This window comes from Rothia sp. 27098_8_27, from assembly GCF_041432805.1.
Taxonomy (GTDB): domain Bacteria; phylum Actinomycetota; class Actinomycetes; order Actinomycetales; family Micrococcaceae; genus Rothia; species Rothia mucilaginosa.
The window spans coordinates 49971-70714 of sequence record NZ_JAPWAJ010000007.1; the positions used below are offsets into that span (position 1 = coordinate 49971).

At 59.7% G+C, this 20744-nt stretch carries 17 protein-coding genes; 4 read left to right on the top strand and 13 right to left on the bottom strand.

Features of this window, described 5'->3' with window-relative positions; translation table 11 throughout:
- Window positions 1-35: 35 nt before the first annotated feature.
- The 3 genes from groL to O3675_RS08025 all read right to left on the bottom strand — a co-directional run bounded on the left by groL (window position 36) and on the right by O3675_RS08025 (window position 3170).
- Window positions 36-1658 carry a chaperonin GroEL gene (gene groL, locus O3675_RS08015; protein WP_049346117.1) on the bottom strand — a complete coding sequence of 541 codons (1623 nt, stop codon included), beginning with the start codon at window positions 1656-1658 and terminating at the stop codon, window positions 36-38.
- A gap of 372 nt (window positions 1659-2030) precedes the next feature.
- Window positions 2031-2603: a LytR C-terminal domain-containing protein gene (locus tag O3675_RS08020; protein WP_371571925.1), complete on the bottom strand. Its 573-nt coding sequence runs from the start codon at window positions 2601-2603 to the stop codon at window positions 2031-2033.
- Between the two features lie 261 nt (window positions 2604-2864).
- A complete protein-coding gene (locus O3675_RS08025; RefSeq protein ID WP_371571927.1) occupies window positions 2865-3170 on the bottom strand; it encodes a DUF3263 domain-containing protein in 306 nt (101 codons plus the stop codon).
- Window positions 3171-3339: 169 nt separating this feature from the next.
- On the opposite strand from O3675_RS08025, the gene O3675_RS08030 reads away from it, so the two are divergent.
- A complete protein-coding gene (locus tag O3675_RS08030; protein WP_371571929.1) occupies window positions 3340-4011 on the top strand; it encodes a uracil-DNA glycosylase in 672 nt (223 codons plus the stop codon).
- A 138-nt stretch (window positions 4012-4149) separates the two neighbouring features.
- Here O3675_RS08030 and O3675_RS08035 read toward each other — a convergent pair whose 3' ends face one another.
- The 8 genes from O3675_RS08035 to O3675_RS08070 all read right to left on the bottom strand — a co-directional run bounded on the left by O3675_RS08035 (window position 4150) and on the right by O3675_RS08070 (window position 15123).
- Window positions 4150-6294, bottom strand: coding sequence for a threonine/serine exporter ThrE family protein (locus tag O3675_RS08035; protein ID WP_049338389.1), 2145 nt, complete (start codon window positions 6292-6294; stop codon window positions 4150-4152).
- Window positions 6295-6709: 415 nt separating this feature from the next.
- Entirely contained in the window at window positions 6710-6988 is a 279-nt protein-coding gene (locus O3675_RS08040; protein ID WP_005504506.1) for an HPr family phosphocarrier protein, read from the bottom strand.
- A 233-nt stretch (window positions 6989-7221) separates the two neighbouring features.
- Window positions 7222-8916 (bottom strand): phosphoenolpyruvate--protein phosphotransferase, encoded by a 1695-nt coding sequence (gene ptsP / locus O3675_RS08045; protein ID WP_005504505.1) that lies wholly within the window; start codon window positions 8914-8916, stop codon window positions 7222-7224.
- 100 nt (window positions 8917-9016) lie between these two features.
- Window positions 9017-11026 (bottom strand): fructose-specific PTS transporter subunit EIIC, encoded by a 2010-nt coding sequence (locus O3675_RS08050; RefSeq protein WP_371571930.1) that lies wholly within the window; start codon window positions 11024-11026, stop codon window positions 9017-9019.
- 190 nt (window positions 11027-11216) lie between these two features.
- Complete coding sequence (locus tag O3675_RS08055; protein ID WP_371571932.1) at window positions 11217-12167, bottom strand: 1-phosphofructokinase family hexose kinase; 951 nt, start codon at window positions 12165-12167, stop codon at window positions 11217-11219.
- On the bottom strand, window positions 12167-12958 hold the full coding sequence (locus tag O3675_RS08060) for a DeoR/GlpR family DNA-binding transcription regulator (RefSeq protein ID WP_005504500.1): 792 nt from the start codon (window positions 12956-12958) through the stop codon (window positions 12167-12169). Before O3675_RS08060 ends, O3675_RS08055 begins: the two co-directional genes overlap by 1 nt.
- Window positions 12959-13379: 421 nt before the next feature.
- Window positions 13380-13814 carry a VanZ family protein gene (locus O3675_RS08065; protein WP_005508166.1) on the bottom strand — a complete coding sequence of 145 codons (435 nt, stop codon included), beginning with the start codon at window positions 13812-13814 and terminating at the stop codon, window positions 13380-13382.
- 19 nt (window positions 13815-13833) lie between these two features.
- Complete coding sequence (locus tag O3675_RS08070; protein WP_371571934.1) at window positions 13834-15123, bottom strand: histidine phosphatase family protein; 1290 nt, start codon at window positions 15121-15123, stop codon at window positions 13834-13836.
- Between the two features lie 228 nt (window positions 15124-15351).
- Between O3675_RS08070 and O3675_RS08075 the strand changes: the two genes are divergently transcribed.
- The 3 genes from O3675_RS08075 to O3675_RS08085 all read left to right on the top strand — a co-directional run bounded on the left by O3675_RS08075 (window position 15352) and on the right by O3675_RS08085 (window position 18723).
- Window positions 15352-16350 carry an ABC transporter ATP-binding protein gene (locus O3675_RS08075; RefSeq protein ID WP_314075011.1) on the top strand — a complete coding sequence of 333 codons (999 nt, stop codon included), beginning with the start codon at window positions 15352-15354 and terminating at the stop codon, window positions 16348-16350.
- Window positions 16350-17768 carry an FtsX-like permease family protein gene (locus O3675_RS08080; RefSeq protein ID WP_005508160.1) on the top strand — a complete coding sequence of 473 codons (1419 nt, stop codon included), beginning with the start codon at window positions 16350-16352 and terminating at the stop codon, window positions 17766-17768. The genes O3675_RS08075 and O3675_RS08080 overlap by 1 nt, the downstream gene beginning before the upstream one ends.
- A 190-nt stretch (window positions 17769-17958) precedes the next feature.
- Window positions 17959-18723 carry an HAD family hydrolase gene (locus O3675_RS08085; RefSeq protein ID WP_371571936.1) on the top strand — a complete coding sequence of 255 codons (765 nt, stop codon included), beginning with the start codon at window positions 17959-17961 and terminating at the stop codon, window positions 18721-18723.
- A 154-nt stretch (window positions 18724-18877) separates the two neighbouring features.
- Here O3675_RS08085 and O3675_RS08090 read toward each other — a convergent pair whose 3' ends face one another.
- Together O3675_RS08090 and O3675_RS08095 are read right to left on the bottom strand one after the other, a co-directional pair.
- Complete coding sequence (locus tag O3675_RS08090; protein WP_012902834.1) at window positions 18878-19573, bottom strand: methionine ABC transporter permease; 696 nt, start codon at window positions 19571-19573, stop codon at window positions 18878-18880.
- Window positions 19574-20629, bottom strand: a complete 1056-nt coding sequence (locus O3675_RS08095; RefSeq protein ID WP_105360608.1) for a methionine ABC transporter ATP-binding protein — start codon at window positions 20627-20629, stop codon at window positions 19574-19576.
- Between the last annotated feature and the right edge of the window lie 115 nt (window positions 20630-20744).

Sequence of the window (20744 nt, forward strand, 5' to 3'; positions counted from 1 at the left end):
CCGTAGAAATTTACCCCATCAGGGATAAATTTCTACTACATCATTCCTCCCATGGCGTCCGCACCGGGAGCAGCCGCACCAGCGGGCTCCGGCTTGTTCGCAACAACAGCCTCAGTGGTCAGGAACAGACCAGCAATCGACGCAGCGTTCTGCAGAGCCGAACGGGTCACCTTCACCGGGTCAGCAATACCAGCAGCCATCAGGTCCTCGTACTCGCCGGTCGCAGCGTTCAGGCCGGTACCAGCAGGCAGGGAACGAACGCGGTCAACCACAACGCCCGGCTCCAGGCCAGCGTTAGCAGCGATCTGCTTCAGCGGTGCGTCAATAGCCACGCGCACAATGTTCGCGCCGGTAGCCTCGTCACCGGTCAGCTCCAGCTTATCGAAGACCTTCACGCCAGCCTGAATCAGAGCAACGCCACCACCGGGGACGATACCCTCCTCAACAGCAGCCTTAGCGTTACGCACAGCATCCTCAATGCGGTGCTTGCGTTCCTTCAGCTCAACCTCGGTTGCAGCACCAGCCTTCAGCACAGCAACACCACCGGCGAGCTTAGCCAGGCGCTCCTGCAGCTTCTCACGGTCGTAATCGGAGTCAGAGTTAGCGATCTCTGCGCGGATCTGAGCAACGCGACCCTCAATAGCCGCTGCGTCGCCTGCACCCTCGATGATGGTGGTCTCGTCCTTGGTCACAACGACCTTGCGAGCGGAACCGAGCATGTCCAGGGTTGCTGCGTCCAGGGACAGGCCAACCTCTTCGGTAATGACCTGGCCACCGGTCAGGATAGCAATATCAGCCATCTGAGCCTTACGGCGGTCACCGAAGCCCGGAGCCTTCACAGCAACAGACTTGATGGAGCCGCGCATCTTGTTCAGCACCAGCAGAGCCAGAGCCTCACCCTCAACGTCCTCAGCAACAATCAGCAGCGGCTTGCCGGACTGCATGACCTTCTCCAGGACGGGGACGAGGTCCTTAACGTTCGAAATCTTCTGGTTCACAACCAGGATGTAGGGGTCCTCTAGGACTGCTTCCTGACGCTCCGGGTCGGTCACAAAGTAACCGGACAGGAAGCCCTTGTCGAAGCGCATACCCTCGGTCAGCTCCAGGTGCAGGCCGAAAGTGTTGGAGTCCTCAACGGTGATGACGCCTTCCTTGCCGACCTTCTCCATTGCCTCAGCAATGAGCTTGCCGATCTCAGCGTCGCCAGCAGAAATAGACGCGGTTGCAGCGATCTCTTCCTCGGTCTCAACTTCCTTCGCGGAGGAGAGCAGAGCCTCGGTCACAGCCTCAACAGCCTTCTCAATGCCGCGCTTGAGGCTCAGCGGGTCAGCGCCAGCAGCCACGTTGCGCAGGCCCTCGCGGACCAGTGCCTGAGCCAGAACGGTAGCGGTGGTGGTACCGTCACCTGCGATGTCGTCAGTCTTCTTAGCAACTTCCTTGACGAGCTCCGCACCAATCTTCTCGTACGGATCCTCCAGCTCGATTTCCTTCGCGATCGAGACACCGTCGTTGGTGATGGTGGGGGCGCCCCACGCCTTCTCCAGCACAACGTTGCGGCCGCGGGGGCCGAGGGTCACCTTCACTGCATCGGCGAGGGTGTTCAAACCGCGCTCAAGGCCGCGGCGTGCCTCTTCGTCAAAAGCAATGAGCTTTGCCATAAGTGTCCTCCTGGACGATCGGATTTTTTCCTTCACCCCTGCGGGTGCGGTACATCTAAAATCGGGTGGCTGCCCCTCCACAACGCCCCCGTTACGTAAGGCGCGGGCAGAGTAGGGCATAAAGCACCCGAACGCTACATCAATTGTGGCACCCGCACCGGCATGGAGCAAACGTTTAAGCCCAAGGTTGAAGGGTTAATCGCCCAGTGCTTAATCTGCGCTCATCAACCCCGCCAAAAGGGGCGTTACCGGTGTTCCCGCAGGGAGTGCGGGAGGGGTGTTAAAAGCATCAACCCCACCCGGCACATCAGTGGAATTGCGCGGATGGGGTTAATGAAAACTTGTAATTACAGAAGCAATGCGCGCTAGACCTTAGCCGGTGTAATCCGACGACAGAATCACGATGACCTCATGGTTGCCCATCTCAACGTTGGCGGTCGCCTGGCGCACCTGAGTAATGCCCAGCTTCGAGGCGATGCTCTGCGCCTGCGACTGGTAGCCCTCAGCGTAGTAGACCACGCTGGTTGCCGGTGCCACACCCGTGTAGTTTGCTGTCTCGTTGATGGTGTAGCCGGTCAGCAGAGCCGCCGCACCGGATGCACTACCCGCCGGAGCCGCCGCATTGTAGACCGCCACAGAGATGGACTCCGCCAGGCCGGTCTTCGTGGGGCTTGCCGAAGCGGAAGCCTTAGCCGGGGCAGAGGACGCCGACGCACTTGCGGGGGCGGAGCTACTCTTCGCGGTGGACGCCGAATACTGCGGGGAGGCGGTGCGCGGCGCGTACACGTACATTGCGCCGCCGATGAGCAGACCAACTACGCCTGCAGCTACCAGGGGGATAGCGCCCTTGGGGCTCTTTGCCGGGTCAGCGTTGACCGCGCGGTAGGTTCCACGGCGGGCGATGGTTTCGTCTACCTCGTCAAATTCGTCGCGGGGGTAGCTCATTTATCCTCATTTCACGGGTCTCTGTTTACCGGCTGGTACCGTACCGTCCTGCCTGGCGCGCGGGCGCGGCTGCGGAAGGTGCGGTCTTGGTGTTCTAGTACCTAGAGTACCGTCTCAACTAGCGAGAACCAACGTGAACGCCCCGCAACCGACTGTGAAAGAGACGGACACCGCACGGTATTCAATCTCTGGTTGAACTTGAAGTGCGCGGGGTTGAAAGCAGGAGTTGGAAAGCTCGCACGACTCCCCCAGTTTGAGCCCCTAGTCAGCGTCTCGGCGGGCGCGCAGAACGTCAATAATCTGCGGCGCTGCGGCGCGTACACGCTCATCATCGAGCATCACGTTAAGGCGCTGATAGTAGGCAATCGGAGTAAATCCGGCGGCGATAATCGCCTTCTCTTTGGAGCCCTGGTGCTTGAAGCGGCGGCGCTCCACCTCAAGGATGCGGCGCTCCACCGGAGTCAGGCCACCGGGTTGGCTCTCTACTTCCGGCTGGTTTTCTACTTCCGTCTGGTTTTCTACTTCCGTCTGGGTCTCAGCGGTTTCAGCGCGTTCCTGTTCTGACACGTTCCCTCCTGTCTGCAGCTCGTCTGCCGCGGCTGGCGTCTCCTAGCGCGTGTATCCGTCATCCCCTAGTCTAGAGGAGGACCTCAGTCTAGAAGAGAAACGTTCATCCCGCGCCCGGTTCCGTCACCGTCCGGGTTGCATCAGCACCAGGAGATTCCCGAGGAGATTCATGAACCAGCCCCTCAGTAGCATTATGAGCGAGGATTGGGCGGCAGCACTTGCCCCCGTCGAAGAGCAGATTCACGCCATGGGCGCTTTCCTGCGTGAGGAGCACGCGGCGGGGTACCGTACTTTCCCGCCTGCTGCCGATATTTTCAATGCGTTCCGCCGCCCGATGAGCGGGGTGAAGATCCTCATTATTGGTCAGGACCCCTACCCTACTCCGGGCAATGCGATGGGTCTGTCGTTCTCGGTGCACCGCGGTATGCCGCTGCCTCGTTCGCTGAACAATATTTACAAGGAACTTGAGGACGATCTGGGTATTGCCCCGGCTGATCACGGTGACCTGTCCTGCTGGGCTGATGAGGGTGTCATGCTGCTCAACAGGGTTTTGACGGTGCGCGAGTCTGATGCGGGTTCGCACCGCGGTAAGGGTTGGGAGGAAATCACCGAGTGCGCTATCCGTGCACTGGTGGCGCGTAACCAGCCGCTGGTTGGCCTGCTGTGGGGTGCGGATGCGCGCAAGTGCGCACCTATGTTGCAGCCGTACCCGAGCGTGGAGTCGGCACATCCCTCGCCACTGTCTGCTCGCCGTGGTTTCTTTGGTTCGCGCCCGTTCTCGACCGTAAATTCCCTGCTGGTGCAGCAGGGGGCGGAGCCGGTGGATTGGACGGTCCGCTAGGCGCAGCACATGAGCCAGTATGAGAGCTGGCGCATTGGGCGTAGTGAAAGGGCGGTAGCTTGTGAGTTGAACTCGCAAGCTACCACCCCTTCCCAACATCCAATATATGCAATATAGGCTATATAACCTTGAAAAGGGCTAAGAATCCGCCGGTTCCACGTTTCGCGGAGTCGTAAAACGCTGTAGCGCATACTGCATCGTGTAATTACCCAACGCAACACCCGAAGCCATCGCCACCACAATCGAAACCGCCGTAATCATATTCTGCATACCCAGAATCACGTCCGTCTCAACCGTCAGCAGATACATGCCGCGGAAGAACGACAGACCCGGCAGCAAGAACGTAATCGCCGGAATCGAGAAAATAGCCTGGGGCACATGCAGACGGTACGCAAAATACGTGCTCAACGCACCAATCACAACCGCCGCACACGCCGTCGGACCGCGGCCTGTACTCGGGCCAGCAAGCAGCTCATAACTGTAATACGCCGCCAGACCGCAGCCCGTAATGACCATCAGCCACCCGACCTTCACCAGCTTCGTCTGCAAGGTAATCGCAAAGGTCGCAATCGCCACCAGGAAGAAGAAAGACGCCACCAGCGGGGTCGTCGGCTCAAAACGCAGCTGCTCAATATCCAGGGTCGGGCCGTTGAAAATATTAATCGCGCTCACTGCGGTCGCAATGCCAACCACCAGGCCCAAGAAGCTCATACCCGTAGACACGAAACGACCCGCAGCCGTCACCGGGAAGCCATTAATCGCGTCCTGCACCGCACCCACCAGACGCGGAGTCGGCAAGAACATAATCATGCCCGCAGCCACCACCAGGGGCGCCGAAATCGCTTCCCCCTGACGCTGCAGCACCGAAAGAATAGATCCCTCACCGCCCAGCCAAATCGCCAAGAAGGTCATCAGACCAGCACTAGCAGCCATACGGAAGAACGCCGGAATACCAATCGAACTCAACCACTGAATCAGCAGGTACACGGGAATAAAGATAATCGCCGCACTCAACGCCGTCGCAAAGCTCGCACCCAGCGCCGCCGTTAGGGTTCCGGCACACGCCAGGTTCGCCAACCACACCACCAGAGGCGGGAACGGCTTGGGTCGGTGGGTAATCTGGTTCAGCTTCAAATCAGCCATTTCCAGGGTCATACCACCGCGAGTAATCTTGTAGATTAGGCCGTACACCTCAGAAAGCGCCTCGTAGTTCTCCGTAGAGGAACGAACCACACGCACCAGGGTGTGGGTAAAGCGCTCGTCAGCGTTCGCATTGCGCTTGGCGATGCGGGACTCCATGTAAATATCGGGGTCCGACGTGTAGTTGATGGTCACCGACTGGTTCGTAATATCGACTTCCACCGAGTCCAGCCCGTACGCCGAAGAGACCGCAATAATCGCCGAGTCCACGTCCATTGCATCCGCACCGTAGTGGAACATCGCCTCCGCCAGGCGCAGGGTGAAGTTCAGAGTATCGCGGGCGTACTCCTTCTCACGGCGGAACGCCTCACGGCGCTCATGCTCCTCAGAGCGAATCGTCGGCACGAACTGGCGCTGCGCGATGCGCTGGGCACCGCGCGGGGCGGCGGGTGCCGCCTCCTCAGTGCGCACGAAGGAGCGGAAGCGACGCGAACCCCAGCGACCACCGCTACCGCGCCCAAACAGGCCGCGAGAGCCGCCCTCAACCAGCGGTACAGAGGTGGTGGGCATCGAGACAGGCCCGGTCTTCGGCATTGCGGTAGGATCCGCGCCGAAGCGGCGGGCTGCGTGAGAGTTGGGCACCTGCGGAATCATGCCGGTCATGGGCACCGGCTGGGAGGGGCGAGTCAGCGCCGCCTCAGTTACCAAGTTGCTGGATGTGACGGGGTTAGAGTCCTCACGGTACGCATCCAGGTCGTCATCAGGCACGAGGGAGGGGTCAATGACGGTGCGCGCCCCATGATCGTGCTCGTGGGGGCACAGTTCCGGGTCACAATCAGGCTCTGCGGTCTCCTGCGGGGTAATGCCCATGTCGGCAGCAGCTTCCTGGAGCACCTCACTCACTGCTTCTGCCTTAACGGTGCCCTCGGAGTTCTTCGCGGAGGCGGCATGCTGAGCCAGCACGCGGCGCAATTTCTCGTCGGTGACCTGGTCTAGTGAAACCAGGGGAAAACCGCGTTTGCCGGCGATGTAGCCCGCTGTGGTATTCTGCTCGCTTCCTTCCGTTGCGGCAGTGTTTGCTTCGCCTGCATGCGAAGCTTCCCGCGATGTGGGGGTCGCGGGGGTGTTCCTCGATTCTGCCAATGTCCCTCCCAGATAGACAGTGCCTTTTTAGTCTAACAAGGGCACGATTCTGCGGTAGCACTGGAGAGCAGAAATATCACTTTTCTGCCCGGTGATTTTGTGAGCAAAAGCGCTCTGCGGAACTTACGGCAGAAAGGTTCATTGATATGAAGAGAAATCCAGGTCACTACTGTACAGAAGATATTTTGGGAGATATTTCTAGAGCTATTTTCGAGGAAAAATAAAGGTTATATATACATTAAGATTTGCAGAGAAATATCCCCCCTCTACCCCCACTCACACCTCAATAAAAAATGAATTATTCATAACAAAAAATATCCCGCCACCGAAGTGACGGGATATTCACGCTTTAAGGCTGTAGCCTTCACAGCATCCGAAGCGCACCGCTCGGGGTCACTTCAGAGGCGAAAGTCAATTACTCAGCGTCGTGGTCGGTCTCGAGGATCTTAACCAGCGAGTCCAGAGCCTCTTCAGCACCTTCACCCTCAGCGCGCAGGACAACAACGTCGCCGTGCTTTGCGCCCAGGGACATCAGGGACAGAATCGATGCAGCGTCCATAGCCTCATCTGCGGGCTCGCCCTTAGCTGCGATGGTGACCTCGACGGGGAGGTCGCCAGCTGCCTCAGCGAAGATAGCTGCCGGACGTGCGTGCAGGCCAACACGGCTTGCAATAGTGGCTTCGCGCTCTGCCATTATGTTTCTCCTTTGATCAAGGAACCGAAATATATCAGTACCTATTCTAAATGAACGGGGCGCTTCAGGACCCGCCCTTACTCTATAAATTGTACCGTTCAGCCATACGCTAACAAGTACAAAAAATGCCGGATGCAGAAATAAAACTCTACACCCGGCATTTTCATGGACTCAGGCACCGCCCAGCACACCCCATCAAGGAGCGGCAGGCAGCCCCGAAATCGTTTTAAGGCTTAGAGGCCCAGCTCATCCAGAATCGGCAGAGCCTTGCGTGCGCTCTCCTTCGCCTCAGCAGAAGAAATCTGCTGCAGAGCGATAGCCGCAATCTGCTGTGCCTTCTCCTTGGTCACAGACTTCAGAACCGCAGCCACAGCGGGAATAGCGCCAGCGTTCATGGACAGGGTGTCAACACCCAGACCAATCAGAACAACAGCCAGAGCCGGGTCAGCCGCAGCCTCACCACAGACGCTCACGTACTTCTTCTTACCCGCGGTGACCGATGCACGCTGAGCACCCTCAACAGTCATCTTGATCATCTTCAGCACTGCAGGCTGCCAGGGGTTGTTCAGATGCGCCAGGTCGCCCAGCAGACGGTCAGCCGCCATGGTGTACTGGGTCAGGTCGTTGGTGCCGATGGACACGAAGTCGACCTCGCCCAGGATAGCCTCAGCGTTCATCACAGCTGCGGGGGTCTCAACCATCACACCGTGAACGGGCAGGCCGATCTCCTTGAGCATGTTCGCGAAGTTGCGTGCCTCGGAAGTGGTCGAAATCATCGGAGCCATAACCCAGATGTCAGCGTCGGAGTCCTCAGAAGCAGCCTTAATAGCCTCCAGCTGGCGGGTCAGAACGCCCGGAACGGTCCAGTCAGTACGGAAGCCACGAACACCCAGTGCGGGGTTCTCTTCGGGGTTCACGTTCAGGAACGGCAGGGGCTTGTCAGCACCAGCGTCCAGGGTACGAACCACAATGTGCTTGCCGGGGAATGCGTCAAACACGGACTTGTAGGTCTTAGCCTGAGTCTCGATAGAAGGCTCAGAGTCGTGGCCCAGGAAGCCGAACTCGGTGCGCAGCAGGCCAACACCCTCAGCCTTCAGGCTTGCAGCCTTCTCAGCGGACTTGCCGTCACCAACGTTTGCGTACAGCTCAACACGGGTGCCGTCAGCCAGCACACCCTGACCGTCAAAGTCAGCGACGGGCTTACGGTTTGCGTACTTGATTGCTGCCTCACGGTCAGCGTCAGTCGGCTCGGTATCAACGATGCCTTCGTTGGATTCCACGTAGACGACGGTGCCGTCAGCAATCTCGGTCACGCCCTTAGCCGCCACAATAGCGGGCAGACCCAGGCCGCGAGCCAGAATAGCGGTGTGTGCCTGGGGGCCACCATCAGAGGTAATCAGAGCGATAACCTTCTCGGGGTCCAGAGTCGCGGTATCAGCCGGTGCCAAGTCAATAGCAGCCAGGATGAACGGCTCATCAGAAACGGGGATGCCGGGAGCCTGCTGGCCGGTCAGCTCAGCAACGATGCGGGCACGCACGTCGTGGATGTCGGTGACGCGCTCAGCCATGTAGCCACCCAGGGCAGCCATCTGGTCTGCGAAGGAGGTTGCAGCCTCCCAAATTGCGCGCTCGGGAGCCATCTCCTGAGTCTCAACCAGCTTAATAGCGCTCTTAATCAGTGCACGGTCGGTAGCCATCTGAGAGGTAGACTTCAGAACAGCCTTGCCGTCACGGCTAGCGTGCTCTGCACGAGCGAGCAGGTCTTCCTTCACGCGGACCGAAGCGTCCTTGATGCGCTGCGCTGCAGCCTCAGCGGTCTCACCGCTCAGACGCAGACCATCCTTGGGTTCCTCGATGGGCTTAGGCATCTGAAGAACGGGGCCAATAACGCGGCCGGCGTATACGCCGACGCCCTTGTAGGTAGTCATAGAGTTCATGTCCTATCTGTGGTTTGTCTACAGTGTAACGTGTTTTTTCACGCTCACGCCTGCAAACAGACGATCAAATGAAGGTGAGGTTATACGGCCTTTATGCGGATGCCTTAGAGCGGGCACCCAGGGACTTCAGCACCACGTACAGCAGCGCCGAAACGACGGTACCGGCAACAACAGCCGCCAGGAACATCAGCGGGTTCTGCGCCAGACCAATAATCCAAATACCACCGTGCGGAGCCGGGGAAGCCACGTGCGCACCCATCGAGATTGCACCGGCAATAGCGCCACCAACAATGGTCGAAGGAATCACGCGAGCCGGGTCAGCCGAAGCGAAGGGAATAGCACCCTCAGAGATGAAGGATGCACCCAGCAGCCACGCTGCCTTACCATTCTCACGCTCGTTCTCGTTGAACAGCTTGGGACGCAGGGTGGTTGCCAGAGCCATAGCCAGCGGCGGAACCATACCGGAAATAATCACGGCAGCCATGATTTCCTGGTTCACGGTCGCACCCGAGGACAAGCCAGCGGTTGCGAAGAGGTAAGCAGCCTTGTTGATGGGGCCACCCAGGTCAGAAGCCATCATGGCACCCAGGATCAGACCCAGCAGCAGAGCGGAACCACCAGACATGGAGGTCAGCCAATCCTGCAGGGTGGTCATAACCCACGCCAGGGGCGCACCGAGCAGCAGGTACATTGCCAGGCCGGCAACCAGAGAAGTCACCAGCGGGGTGATAACCACGGGCATCATCGAGCCAAGCCAGCGGGGCAGCTTCAGGGTGCCCAGAGCGTACGCAATCAGACCGGCGAGAATACCGCCAACAATACCGCCAAGGAAGCCCGCGTTCACCGCAAGAGCCACCGAACCGGCGATGAAGCCCGGAGCAATACCGGGACGCTGAGCCAAACCGTACGCAATGTACGCGGCAAGAGCCGGAACCATCAGGCTCAGACCGAAACCACCGATGGTCTGCAGAACAGCACCCAGGTACAGGGTCCAGTGCACGTCACCGAGGTTGAACAGGGTTGCCGAGTCGAGAATCGCCTTGGTGTTCACATCGCCAAGGTTCGGCACCGTAATTGCCTCGAAAACGAAGCCCAGGGCGACCAGAATACCGCCGGCAGCAACGAACGGAATCATGTAGGAGATACCGGTCATCACAGCTTTGTAGATGCGCGAGCCCCAAGCGCCTTCGGTAGCGCCTGCGCTGTCCTCACCGCTGGATGCGGCAGCTGCAACGCGTGCACCGTTGGGGTTCTCGGCCTCAGCCAGAGCCTCCGCAATCATTTCCTTAGGCTCGTCAATACCGCGCTTGACAGGAGACTCAATAAAGGGCTTACCTGCGAAGCGGTTACGCTCACGCACGTTCACGGACACCGCGAAAATTACGGCGTCTGCGGCGTCAATATCAGCCTGAGTCAGCTTCTCATTACCCGAGGAGCCCTGAGTCTCAACCTTCAGGTCGTAGCCGAGCTCTTCAGCAGCGTACTTGAGGGCGTCCGCAGCCATGTAGGTGTGAGCGATACCGGTGGGGCATGCGGTCACAGCAACAATCTTCTTCACCGGAGCCGAAGCGGCGGGGGTTTCCTGAGCGGAGGCGGCAGGTGCGGCGGCGGGCGCAGCCTCGGCGGGCTTAGCCTCTGCCTTCTTCTCGCCCACGCCGAGTGCACCGTTGACCAGCTCAACAATCTCTTCAGCCGAGGAGGCTTCGCGCAGGGACGCAGTGAAGCTCTTCTTCATCAGGGAGCGTGCCAGGGTGGAGAGCAGCTTCAGGTGGGCCTGGTCAGCGCCATCGGGTGCAGCAATGAAGAAAATCAGGTCGGCGGGGCCGTCCTTTGCACCGAAGGAAACTGCCGGGTTGGGGCGTGCCATTGCCAGGGTCGGCTCGGTGACGGCGGCGCTACGGCAGTGCGGAATCGCAATACCGCCGGGGATACCGGTGTCGGTCTTGGATTCGCGTGCCTCGGCAGCCGCGTAGAGCTGCTCGAAGTCGGTAGCGCGTCCGGCATTTACGACTGCCTGGGCGAGCTTGGCAATTACGTCGAATCGGGTCTCGCCGAGGTTCTCGTCCAGCAGGACAAGATCTGCGGTGATCAGATCAGACATATTCCCTCCTCGGGTATGTGTTGGGGCGGGGATTCGCTCAGCGGTGCCGGGCTTCTCCCCTATATGAGTTCAAAGTGTGCGCAGTGTGTGTTGAGTGTGCAGCGTGCGTATATGTGTGACATATGCGCACAGCACCCCAGCTTATATTCCCTTCTGAGAATAAAAGCTGGAGGTGCGAAAACAGCCCGAATTAGAGCTGCAGCTGACGAACAGCGACCTTCTCAGGAGTGGTCTGCTCCAGCGAAGGCATGCGAGTACCGGGCAGAGCAGCAGCAGCCGAACCGTGAGCTACCGCCTGAACCAGGCAACCGGGGGCATCCTCACCACGGGTGTGAGCAATCAAGAAACCAGACAGCGACGAGTCACCGGCACCCACAGTGCTACGAACCTGAATCGGCTCGTGCACAGCATGCCAGATACCCTGCTCAGTGACCAGCACTGCACCGCCGCCGCCGAGGGTGGCAAGCACGTACTCGATGCCGTCGCCGAGCAGCTTCTGGGCGGTGCGGGCGGTCAGCTCGGGGCTAGCCTCCAGCTCCTCCCAGTTATCGCTACCGGTCAGCTGAGCCAGCTCCTCCGAGTTGGGCTTAATCAGGGTGGGCTTGTGCTCACCGGCGACGGTCGCAATCAGCGGCGCCTCAGAGGTATCAATAGCAATCTTGCCCTCGTAGCCGGAGGCGCGCAGTGCCGCCACCAGTTCGGAGTAGTAGGTCGGTTCCAGACCCGGAGGTAGCGAACCAGCCAAAACCACCCAGTCGGCGCCCTTGGAACGCTCAACCACCAGCTCGTCCAGCTTCTGACGCAGTTCAGCATCAAAAACGGTGCCGGGGGCGTTCAGCTTGGTGGTGGTGCCGTCCGGGTCAACCACGGTGATGTTCGAGCGAATCGGCTCACCGGTGGGCAGGTTAGCGAACTCAACGTCCACAGCCTGCAGTGCGGTCAGCACCGGGTCGGTGGCTTCACCGGGCACAATGGCGAGGGTCGGCACACCGGAAACCTGCAGGGCGCGGGAAATATTCACGCCCTTGCCACCGGGATCCTGTACGGCACCGACAGCACGCTGCACGGCACCGTGGGCCAGGGGCGCGCCGAGTTCAATGGTGCGGTCCAGGCTGGGGTTTGCGGTCAGAGTAATAATCATTAGGCAATCACAATCTCAACGTTTGCGGCCTCAAGCGCCTGACGGAGGGCACCTTCGGGCTCGCGATCGGTAATGAGGGTGTCAATATCCTCAAATCCGGCGAAGCGGACCAGGGATTCCTGACCGAACTTCGCGGAGTCACAGAGCAAGACCACGCGGCGGGCCGCCTTGCAAATTGCGGTCTTGACGATGGCTTCGTTCATGCCGGGGGTGGAGATGCCGAAGTGGGCTTCAATACCGTTGGCACCAATGAAAGCAATATCGGGGCGCATGGTGCCGAAGTGCTCTGCGGCGCGTGCACCAACAGCAGCCCAGGTCATCTTGCGCAACTGACCGCCAACCAGTTCAAGGGTCACGCCTTCGGCTTCGGCGAGCTTGACTGCAATGTGCAGTGCGTGGGTGATGACGATGCGGTCATTGCCGGTCTTGAGGCTGAAGTTCTCGGCGCCGATGTGGTCGGCGAGAATTTCGATGGTGGAGCCTGCGTCCAGGACGATGGAGCCCGCCTCGGAGTCGCGCAGCATCTGGTATGCCTTGGTGGCGATGCGGCGCTTTTCGGGGGTGTTCATGCCCTGTCGGGAGGAGATGGAGGACTCCAGGGAGGTGGACTGCTCAATGGTGACAGCACCACCGTGGACACGGCGGAGCTTACCTGCCTCTTCCAGTGCGGCGAGGTCACGACGCACGGTCTCCATGGTCACATCGTAACGGCGCGCAAGGTCAGCGCCGTTGACACGACGTGCGGAGGCAACAAGCTTTGCAATTTCGGCACGGCGTTCTTCTGCGAACATAAATCTGGTGTTCCTTTGGGCTAGTGGGAGGAAATCTGTGCGTTCTTTTCTGCGTTCTGCTCGGCTTTCAGGACCGTGAGAGACATGGTTTCAGCGAACCGACAGAACGCTTTAGGGTAATACTTGATTTTATGTGGGTTTTTGTGGGTAAGTCAATATAAAACGCTGTATTTGCCGGAATATTACCCGATTGTTCCCTACCGAAACCACACCCATTTGCGAGCTGTTGCCTGTTTATGTCTGTTTGACCTAATGAACTGTTGGGTTTTCCCGCTCCCCCACCACCCACGGTGTTGATAGGCCCCGCCAGCACACCCACAGCAGGGCAAAAAGTGGAGGCGCCGGCTCCGATAAACCCTCGGAACCGGCGCCTCCACCAGCAGAGCATGTGCAATTAATACGCGCTTATTTGGGTGCTCGTTTACTTGCCCTTGCGTTCGCGACGCACGCGACGCCAACGATGCACGCCCAAAGCACCCGCCGCACCCAGCAGGGCACCCGAACCGTTCATCAGCACATCCACCGGGTCGCCGGTGCGATCAGGCATGAAACTCTGAATCGTCTCAATGCAGGCGCTGACCAAAAATCCCGAGTACAGCACATGCGGGCGAGCCTTCGGCTTGAGCAGCAGGGCGAAAAGAAAACCGCCCGGAATGAACATGATGACGTTCGAAAGCTGCTCAATGCTCGAATAGGTAATGAACGCAGGCAACCAACCCTCAGCGTGGCCGGTATCCAGCAGCTGCGCCAGGCGGCCGCCCATCTCGTTATCGTCCACGTGCACGGGGGCGAACACAATACTCGCCACCACCGCGCAGTACAGCGCCGTGACCGGCCAGAGAATCAGCCGCCACACGCGAGCGCTAGACCAACTTTTACCAAACAAGGCGACCCACCTCGTCGAACTGCTTGCTCGAGTCCCACGCGAACAGGCCCGGCACGTCAATCGTGAGCGGTTCGGCGTTCGGCACGGTCACGGTCCATTCTTCACCGGCCGCTGCGGAGAGGGCGCGGCGGATAAAGCTGCCGTGGCTGACGGCAATAATCTTCTGGTCGCCCGCGGCTTCAGAGAGTTCACGCACGATATTGCGCAGGGTACGCACCGCGCGGATGTACACGTCACGTTCGGATTCCACGTTCGGGTAGTAGCGTTCCGGGGCGCGGCGTTCGGGGGCGGGAATGTCCAGGCCCTCGCCGGCACCGTAGGCGCGTTCCACCAGTTCGGGGTAGGTCTTGTGCACCTGCAGGTCGAAGTGCTCACCGACCAGTTGCGCGGTCTCGTGGGCGCGGGACAGCGGCGAGGACACCAGCACGGTGAACTCCAGACCCATGTCGGCGAGCTTCTTGCCGGTGGTGCGTGCCTGTTCGCGGCCGGTGTCATTGAGCGGAATGTCGGTGATGCCCTGCATCAGGTTCGCCTTGTTCCAGTCGGTCTGGCCGTGACGAATCAGGGTGAGGGTTGTGTTCTTGGCACCCGCCGGGACCTCTTCGGGGCTCAGCTCGGGTTCCAGGTGCTGCACAACCAGGCGATCGATCGCGTCGTCCAGGTACTGCAGGGGCACCTCGGTCAGGGAGGCGTTCACCGGGATCGGGTAGATGCCGTCCTCGTTGAGCAGTTCGGGGTGGCGTTCAGCGACCAGGGCGGTCATGGTCATGGCAATCAGCATGCCGTGCGCGGCGACCACAACGGTCTGACCCTCGTATTCGCGGCGGACGCGGTTCAGCGCCGCGAGGGAGCGGGCGAGGAAGTCCTTCTTCGGTTCCACATTGAAAGCATTGTTGGACTGGCAGGAGGCGAGGATCAGCTCGCGGGTAGCGATCTGGCCTTCCAGGTCGCCAAAGGAACGTTCCTGGAAGCCGTCAACGGCACCGCGGTAGGGTACGCCCAGGCCTTCGGCTACGATTTCGGCGCTTTCTACGGCGCGGGAAAGGGGCGAGGAGACGATAGCGTCCACGGTGGTGCCCTCAGCTGCTGCCTGCTTCAGAGCGCTGATAGCGGTGCGGACCTGCTCTCTGCCGGTGTCGTTGAGGGGGATGTCGGTGCCGCCCTGGAAGCGGTGGTCAATGTTCCAGTCGGTCTGGCCGTGGCGCAGGAAGATGATGCGGGTTCCTGCCTCGGGGTCGGCTACCGGAGTGATGATGGGGGTGTTCTGTGCGTCGGTCATCCTTCTAGTATGGCATTGCCCCCGCGCAGTTCAAGGGGGTAAGAGGCGTATTCTCTCATGAAGCGCACTCATACCGCGGTATGAGCTGCGGGGTGGTTGAGCGCCCGGTCGGGCGAATTTTTTCAGGGTTTTCCCATATTTTTCAGCCCCCAGACGGAGGGGTGAGCCGCCAAGAAGCTGAGATGATAGAAGAGTACTTCCGTTAGTTCATACCCAATGAAGGTTGTCATGACGCAGAATCCTCAATCTCAGAACCCGCAGTTCCAGGCTCAGAACCCGTACTCAATGACCCCTCCGCAGGCGGCGCAGCCTGCCGGTCAGTATTCCGCTCAGCAGGGTCAGCCCGGCCAGCCCGGTCAGCCTAACCAGCAGAGTCAGGCGGGCTACTATCAGGGCCAGCAGGGCTACTATCAGGGCCAGCAGGGCTACCCGGCTCAGGCACCTCAGCAGATGCAGCAGGCGCCCTTCGCGCGCGGCGCGATTATTTCTGCCCGTAACCTGCACAAGTCGTACGGCAATAACCCGGTGCTGCGTAACGTGAGCCTAGATATTTTCCCCGGCGAGTCCGTGGCGATTATGGGTCCTTCCGGTTCCGGTAAGACCACCCTGTTGCACGCGCTATCGGGCATTATCAAGCTCGATGCCGGTTCTGTGCTGTTCAATGGCCCGACCGGTCAGGTGGCGGTGGAGTCTCTCAGCGAGCGTGAGCGCACCTCCCTGCGCGCTAACTCGTTTGGTTTCGTGTTCCAGCAGGGTCTGCTGGTTCCCGAGCTGACCGCGGAGGAGAACGTCTCCCTCGCCGCGATGATTGCCGGTGTTCCCCGCCAGCAGGCGCGTTCCATTTCGGCTGATCTGCTGAACCGTCTGGGTCTGGGGCAGATGCTGGACCGCCGTATGGGTGAGATGTCCGGTGGTCAGGCGCAGCGTGTGGCTATTGCCCGCTCCCAGGTAAACGGTGCCCCCGTGACTTTCGCGGATGAGCCGACCGGCGCACTGGATTCGAAGACCGCGCGTGAGGTGATGGCGCTGTTGCTGACCATGATTCCGCAGCAGGGTAAGACTCTGCTGGTGGTGACTCACGACCCGAACGTGGCGGCGGCGTGCTCCCGCGTGGTGTACCTGCAGGACGGTCAGATCGTGAGCGACCAGCGCAATAACCAGGGCGGTGTTCCCGCTTCCCAGAACCACGCTCAGAGCTTCGGCGCTCAGTCTCAGGCAGGTGCATAATGCAAATCTATGCTCTACTCGCCAAACGAACCCTATGGAGTTCGCAGGCGATTCTTCCCGTGCTGGCTTTTGCCGCCTCCTCGGCACTGTTTTTGACGGTTGCCGGTGGTGTTCAAGCGCTGAGTACGTGGCTTGAGCACGCCAATGTTGACCACGAAATGATCAACCTGATGGGCATTCAGAAGCTCTACATGGGTTTGGCGTGGGTTGCCGCTCTGGTGCTGATTGTTCCGCTCTTTACCTTGGGCGCTTCGGCTGCTCGTTTGAGTGCCCGCCGCCGTGATGAGCGTCTGGCGTCCCTGCGCCTGATTGGTGCCTCCACGACCCTGATTGTGGGTCTGTCTGTTGCGGACGCGCTGGTGTACTCTCTTGTGGGTTTCATCATCGGTCTGCTGCTTTACCTGGTGCTGATTTTCCCCTTTGGCGCTTTGCACTTCATGAACGTTCCGCTGGGTGCTGAGAATATGCTCCTGCCGGTGAGCGTGATTTTCTACTGCTTCCTGGGTTGTATGGTTTTGGCGGCTCTCAGCTCCCTCTTCGGTCTGGCGAAGGTCAGCATCAGCCCGCTGGGTGTGCGTACCCGCGCGAAGGCTGGTTCCGCCGGTTACATTGCTCTGGGTATCGGTGTTGTTCTGGTCATTGCCGTGATGATTCTGGCTTCGACCTCGAAGGGTTTTAGCATGTTCTCACCCTTCCAGGACGGCGGTGCCGATAGTGCGATTAAGAACCTAGCGATTTTCATTGCTCTGCCGGGTCTGCTGATGATGGTTGCTATCGACCTGATTGGTACCTTCCTGGTGTGGGCGTACGCAAAGATCCGTGTGCGTATGACCCAGAAGGCGTCGGTTCTGCTGGGTTATCGTGCGGTGCTGGAGTCCCCGCGCGGGGCGTGGCGTCAGGTTTCGGGTGTGGCGCTGTCGACCTTCTTGGTGACCTTCTTCGGCCCCATCCTGATTCTGGCGGGTGAGATGAACAAAACGGCGAAGGAGGTAGGCCCCGCCGCCGGCCCCTTCATGACCATCATGTCGGACATGTTCCAGGGCATGCTGCTCATGCTGTTCTTCTCGTACCTGCTGGTCACCCTCTCCGCAGTGTTGAACCAGAGCGCCGCCATTTACGAGCGTGGTTCCCTGTACTCTTCGCTGAATATGATGGGTACCCCCACGAGGATGTTGCAGGCTTCGCGCCTTACCGTGGTTTTCGGTCCGCTGGTGCTCATTAGCGTGGTTTCTGCGCTGCTGGGTCTGCCGCTGACGGCGTTGATTGCGGCGCAGGGTCTTTCGGGTGAGATTCTGACGAAGATGTTCGGTATGACCTTCGGCGCTATTGCGCTGGGTCTGGCGCTGGTCTATGTGGGCCTGTTGGCGACCATTCCGTTTATGCGTCAGGTGACTCATAAGCCGGTGTCCGCTCTCTAAGCTGTTTTAGCTTCTGCCCTCCCGTTGCGTCCGTTCTGGATGCGGCGGGAGGGTTTCTTTATGTCTGCTGATGTGCTGTGCGCTTTTGTGTTGTGTGCTTTTGTGCCCTCACCCGGTTTGCGCCCTGCATGTTTTCTCACGCACCGGGCCACCGCTTCCATAGCCTAAAACCCTGTGAGAGACTGACATTATGTTTGAACACACAGTACCCTCCGATTGGTTCCCCCGTTGCGCAATCTTCGACTGCGACGGCATCCTCCTCGACTCCGAGACCGTCTGGAACGATGTGCAGCGTGAGCTTTTCACCCGCTGGTCTGTTCCCTTCACCGAGGAGGTGGAGCATCGCCTCACCGGCCTGGCAGCAGCCGATGTCGCCGAGGAGCTTGCACTGCTCTCCTACGAGGCGCAGAACGGCCAGAAGCCGGACACCGCCTCCGCAGAGTACGCCGAACACCATGAACGCGTGATGAAGGACCTGCTCACCACCGAGCACGAGGTCATCAGCTCCGGCGTGGACCTGATTGAGGGTGCGCAGAAGTTCCTGGGCTTCCTGAGCGAGCACATGCCGGTTGCGGTGGCGTCGAACTCCACCGCGAACATTCTGACCCTGAAAATGGAAAGCTACGGTTACGCCCCGCTGGTGCGCACCTGGGTCAGCAGCAACGACGTTCCGGCCGGTAAGCCCGCCCCGGACATGTATCTGGAGGCGGCACGTCGCCTCGGCTTTGAAGGTCACGAGGCGCTGGCGTTCGAGGACTCCCCCGCGGGCGCGCAGGCGGCACGTGACGCCGGTACGAAGGTCATGATTTACGTTCCGGAAGGCACCGACCCGGCAAAGGCACCGGCCGGTTTTGGGCGCTTCGATTCGTTCAATGACCCGCAGCTCTGGGAGGCGGCACGCACCTGGATCGCCAAGCTTGAGGCAGCTCAGCAGTCTGAGGCAGCGCAGAACTAAGCACGTACCGCAGACGCCTCACCGTGCCACCGCCTCACCTGATAGGCAGTATCAAGAAAGACCCCCGGCCCGCTCCTCAAGGAGCAGACCGGGGGTCTTCTATGCTGTATCAGCCGTACCTACAGTACCTACAAGGCCTACAAGGGGCACGAGCTTATCGGCGCATAACCTTCTTCGCCAGGAAGTTACCGATGAACTGAACCAGCTGAACCAGGACGATAATAATCGCCACAACAGCCCAGGTGATCTCATCGTTGAAGCGCTGGTAGCCGTCCACAATCGCGATCTTACCCAGACCGCCAGCACCCACGTAACCGGCCATAGCGGACATATCCACCACGCCAATGACGAGGAAGGTGTAACCGAGGATCAGCGGGCCAAGCGCCTCCGGAATCATCACGGTGAAGAGGATGGTCAGCTTTGAAGCGCCCATCGCACGCGCCGCCTCAATCACGCCCGGGTCAATGGAGACCATGTTCTGCTCCACGATACGGGCAATAGCGAATGCAGCACCGAAGCTCATTGCGAAGACCGCCGCATTCACGCCCAGGCGGGTACCCACCACGGCGCTCGTCAGCGGGCCCAAAGCCGCAATCAAAATAATGAACGGAATCGGGCGAATCACGTTCACCAGAATATTCAGGATCGTGTACACGAAACGGTTCTGGAAGATGTTGCCCTCACGGGTGGTGTACAGCAGAGCACCCACAATCAGGCCGACCAGACCGGCGCACAGCATGGTGATAGACACCATGTAGAACGTATCGCCGATAGCCGGGAGCAGCTTCTCGGGCAGGAACTCGGACCAGTCCGTCTTAGACGCAGCCAGCGGAAGAGTAGTAGCAAACATTTAGCGCACCTCCTGCACGCGGGCAACGGTCTTCAGTTCGGCAACGGCGGCATCAATGCTGGTGATTTCGCCAAGGAGTTCCAGGGTGAGGGTACCGTACGCCTTACCCTGCAGGGTCTCAATACCGCCGCCCACAATGTTGAAGCGGACGTTACGGGCGCCCAGGTAGGACAGCACCTTACCGAGCTCCTGGTTACCCTCCACAATTTCAACGTTGATGAGGTAACCCTTGTGGTTTGCGCGCAGCTCAGCCGCTTCCTTGCCGGTGGGGGCGAGCTTGACGGTGGTCGCAACAAACAGCTTTGCCACGTCGGTCTGCGGGTTGGAGAAGACGTCGTAGACGTTGCCCTGCTCCACCACGCGGCCGGACTCCATGACAGCCACACGGTCAGCGATGCTGGAGACCACGTCCATCTCGTGGGTAATCACCACGACGGTCACACCCAGTTCACGGTTCACACGCTTAAGGAGCGCAAGAACTTCATGAGTGGTTTCCGGGTCCAGCGCGCTGGTGGACTCATCCGCCAGCAGCAGGGCAGGGTTGGTCGCGAGCGCACGAGCAATACCCACACGCTGCTTCTGACCACCCGAAAGCTGGTTCGGGTAATGACCTGCACGGTCGGCAAGACCCACGAACTCAAGCATTTCCAGGGCGCGGGCACGGCGGTCCTTCTTAGACCAGCCGGCAATCTTCAGCGGGAACTCAACGTTACCGAGCACGGTGCGGGAGTTCATCAGGTTGAACTGCTGGAAGATCATACCGATGTTGGTGCGTGCTTCACGCAGTTCGGAGTCGCGCTTACCGGAAATCTGGAAGCCACCGACGGTCAGGGTGCCGCTGGTAGTGGTTTCCAGGCCGTTGATGAGGCGGACCAGGGTGGACTTACCGGCGCCGGAGTAGCCGATGATTGCAAAGATTTCGCCGCGGTTAATGCTGAGGGAGACGTTGTCCACAGCAACTACTGCCTTGGGGCCGTTGCCGAAGACCTTGGAGACTCCGTCCAGAACCACCATGGGCTCGGTGCTGTCACCGAAGCTCTGTACCAGTTCACTCATAAGTTTGTATCCGTTGTATGTCGTGGTTGGGGCGCTAAAGGGCATTAACGCCGTTACGCAAAGGACGGTAAGCCTGTCGTGACCCGCATCGGGTGCTTAGACTTACCGCCTTTGC

Excerpts from the sequence above, each read along its gene's own strand:
- groL (WP_049346117.1), bottom strand. The coding sequence starts at position 1,658 with ATGGCAAAGCTCATTGCTTTTGACGAAGAGGCACGCCGCGGCCTTGAG.
- O3675_RS08020 (WP_371571925.1), bottom strand. The coding sequence starts at position 2,603 with ATGAGCTACCCCCGCGACGAATTTGACGAGGTAGACGAAACCATCGCC.
- O3675_RS08030 (WP_371571929.1), top strand. The coding sequence starts at position 3,340 with ATGAACCAGCCCCTCAGTAGCATTATGAGCGAGGATTGGGCGGCAGCA.
- O3675_RS08040 (WP_005504506.1), bottom strand. The coding sequence starts at position 6,988 with ATGGCAGAGCGCGAAGCCACTATTGCAAGCCGTGTTGGCCTGCACGCA.
- ptsP (WP_005504505.1), bottom strand. The coding sequence starts at position 8,916 with ATGACTACCTACAAGGGCGTCGGCGTATACGCCGGCCGCGTTATTGGC.
- O3675_RS08050 (WP_371571930.1), bottom strand. The coding sequence starts at position 11,026 with ATGTCTGATCTGATCACCGCAGATCTTGTCCTGCTGGACGAGAACCTC.
- O3675_RS08055 (WP_371571932.1), bottom strand. The coding sequence starts at position 12,167 with ATGATTATTACTCTGACCGCAAACCCCAGCCTGGACCGCACCATTGAA.
- O3675_RS08060 (WP_005504500.1), bottom strand. The coding sequence starts at position 12,958 with ATGTTCGCAGAAGAACGCCGTGCCGAAATTGCAAAGCTTGTTGCCTCC.
- O3675_RS08070 (WP_371571934.1), bottom strand. The coding sequence starts at position 15,123 with ATGACCGACGCACAGAACACCCCCATCATCACTCCGGTAGCCGACCCC.
- O3675_RS08075 (WP_314075011.1), top strand. The coding sequence starts at position 15,352 with ATGACGCAGAATCCTCAATCTCAGAACCCGCAGTTCCAGGCTCAGAAC.
- O3675_RS08080 (WP_005508160.1), top strand. The coding sequence starts at position 16,350 with ATGCAAATCTATGCTCTACTCGCCAAACGAACCCTATGGAGTTCGCAG.
- O3675_RS08085 (WP_371571936.1), top strand. The coding sequence starts at position 17,959 with ATGTTTGAACACACAGTACCCTCCGATTGGTTCCCCCGTTGCGCAATC.
- O3675_RS08090 (WP_012902834.1), bottom strand. The coding sequence starts at position 19,573 with ATGTTTGCTACTACTCTTCCGCTGGCTGCGTCTAAGACGGACTGGTCC.
- O3675_RS08095 (WP_105360608.1), bottom strand. The coding sequence starts at position 20,629 with ATGAGTGAACTGGTACAGAGCTTCGGTGACAGCACCGAGCCCATGGTG.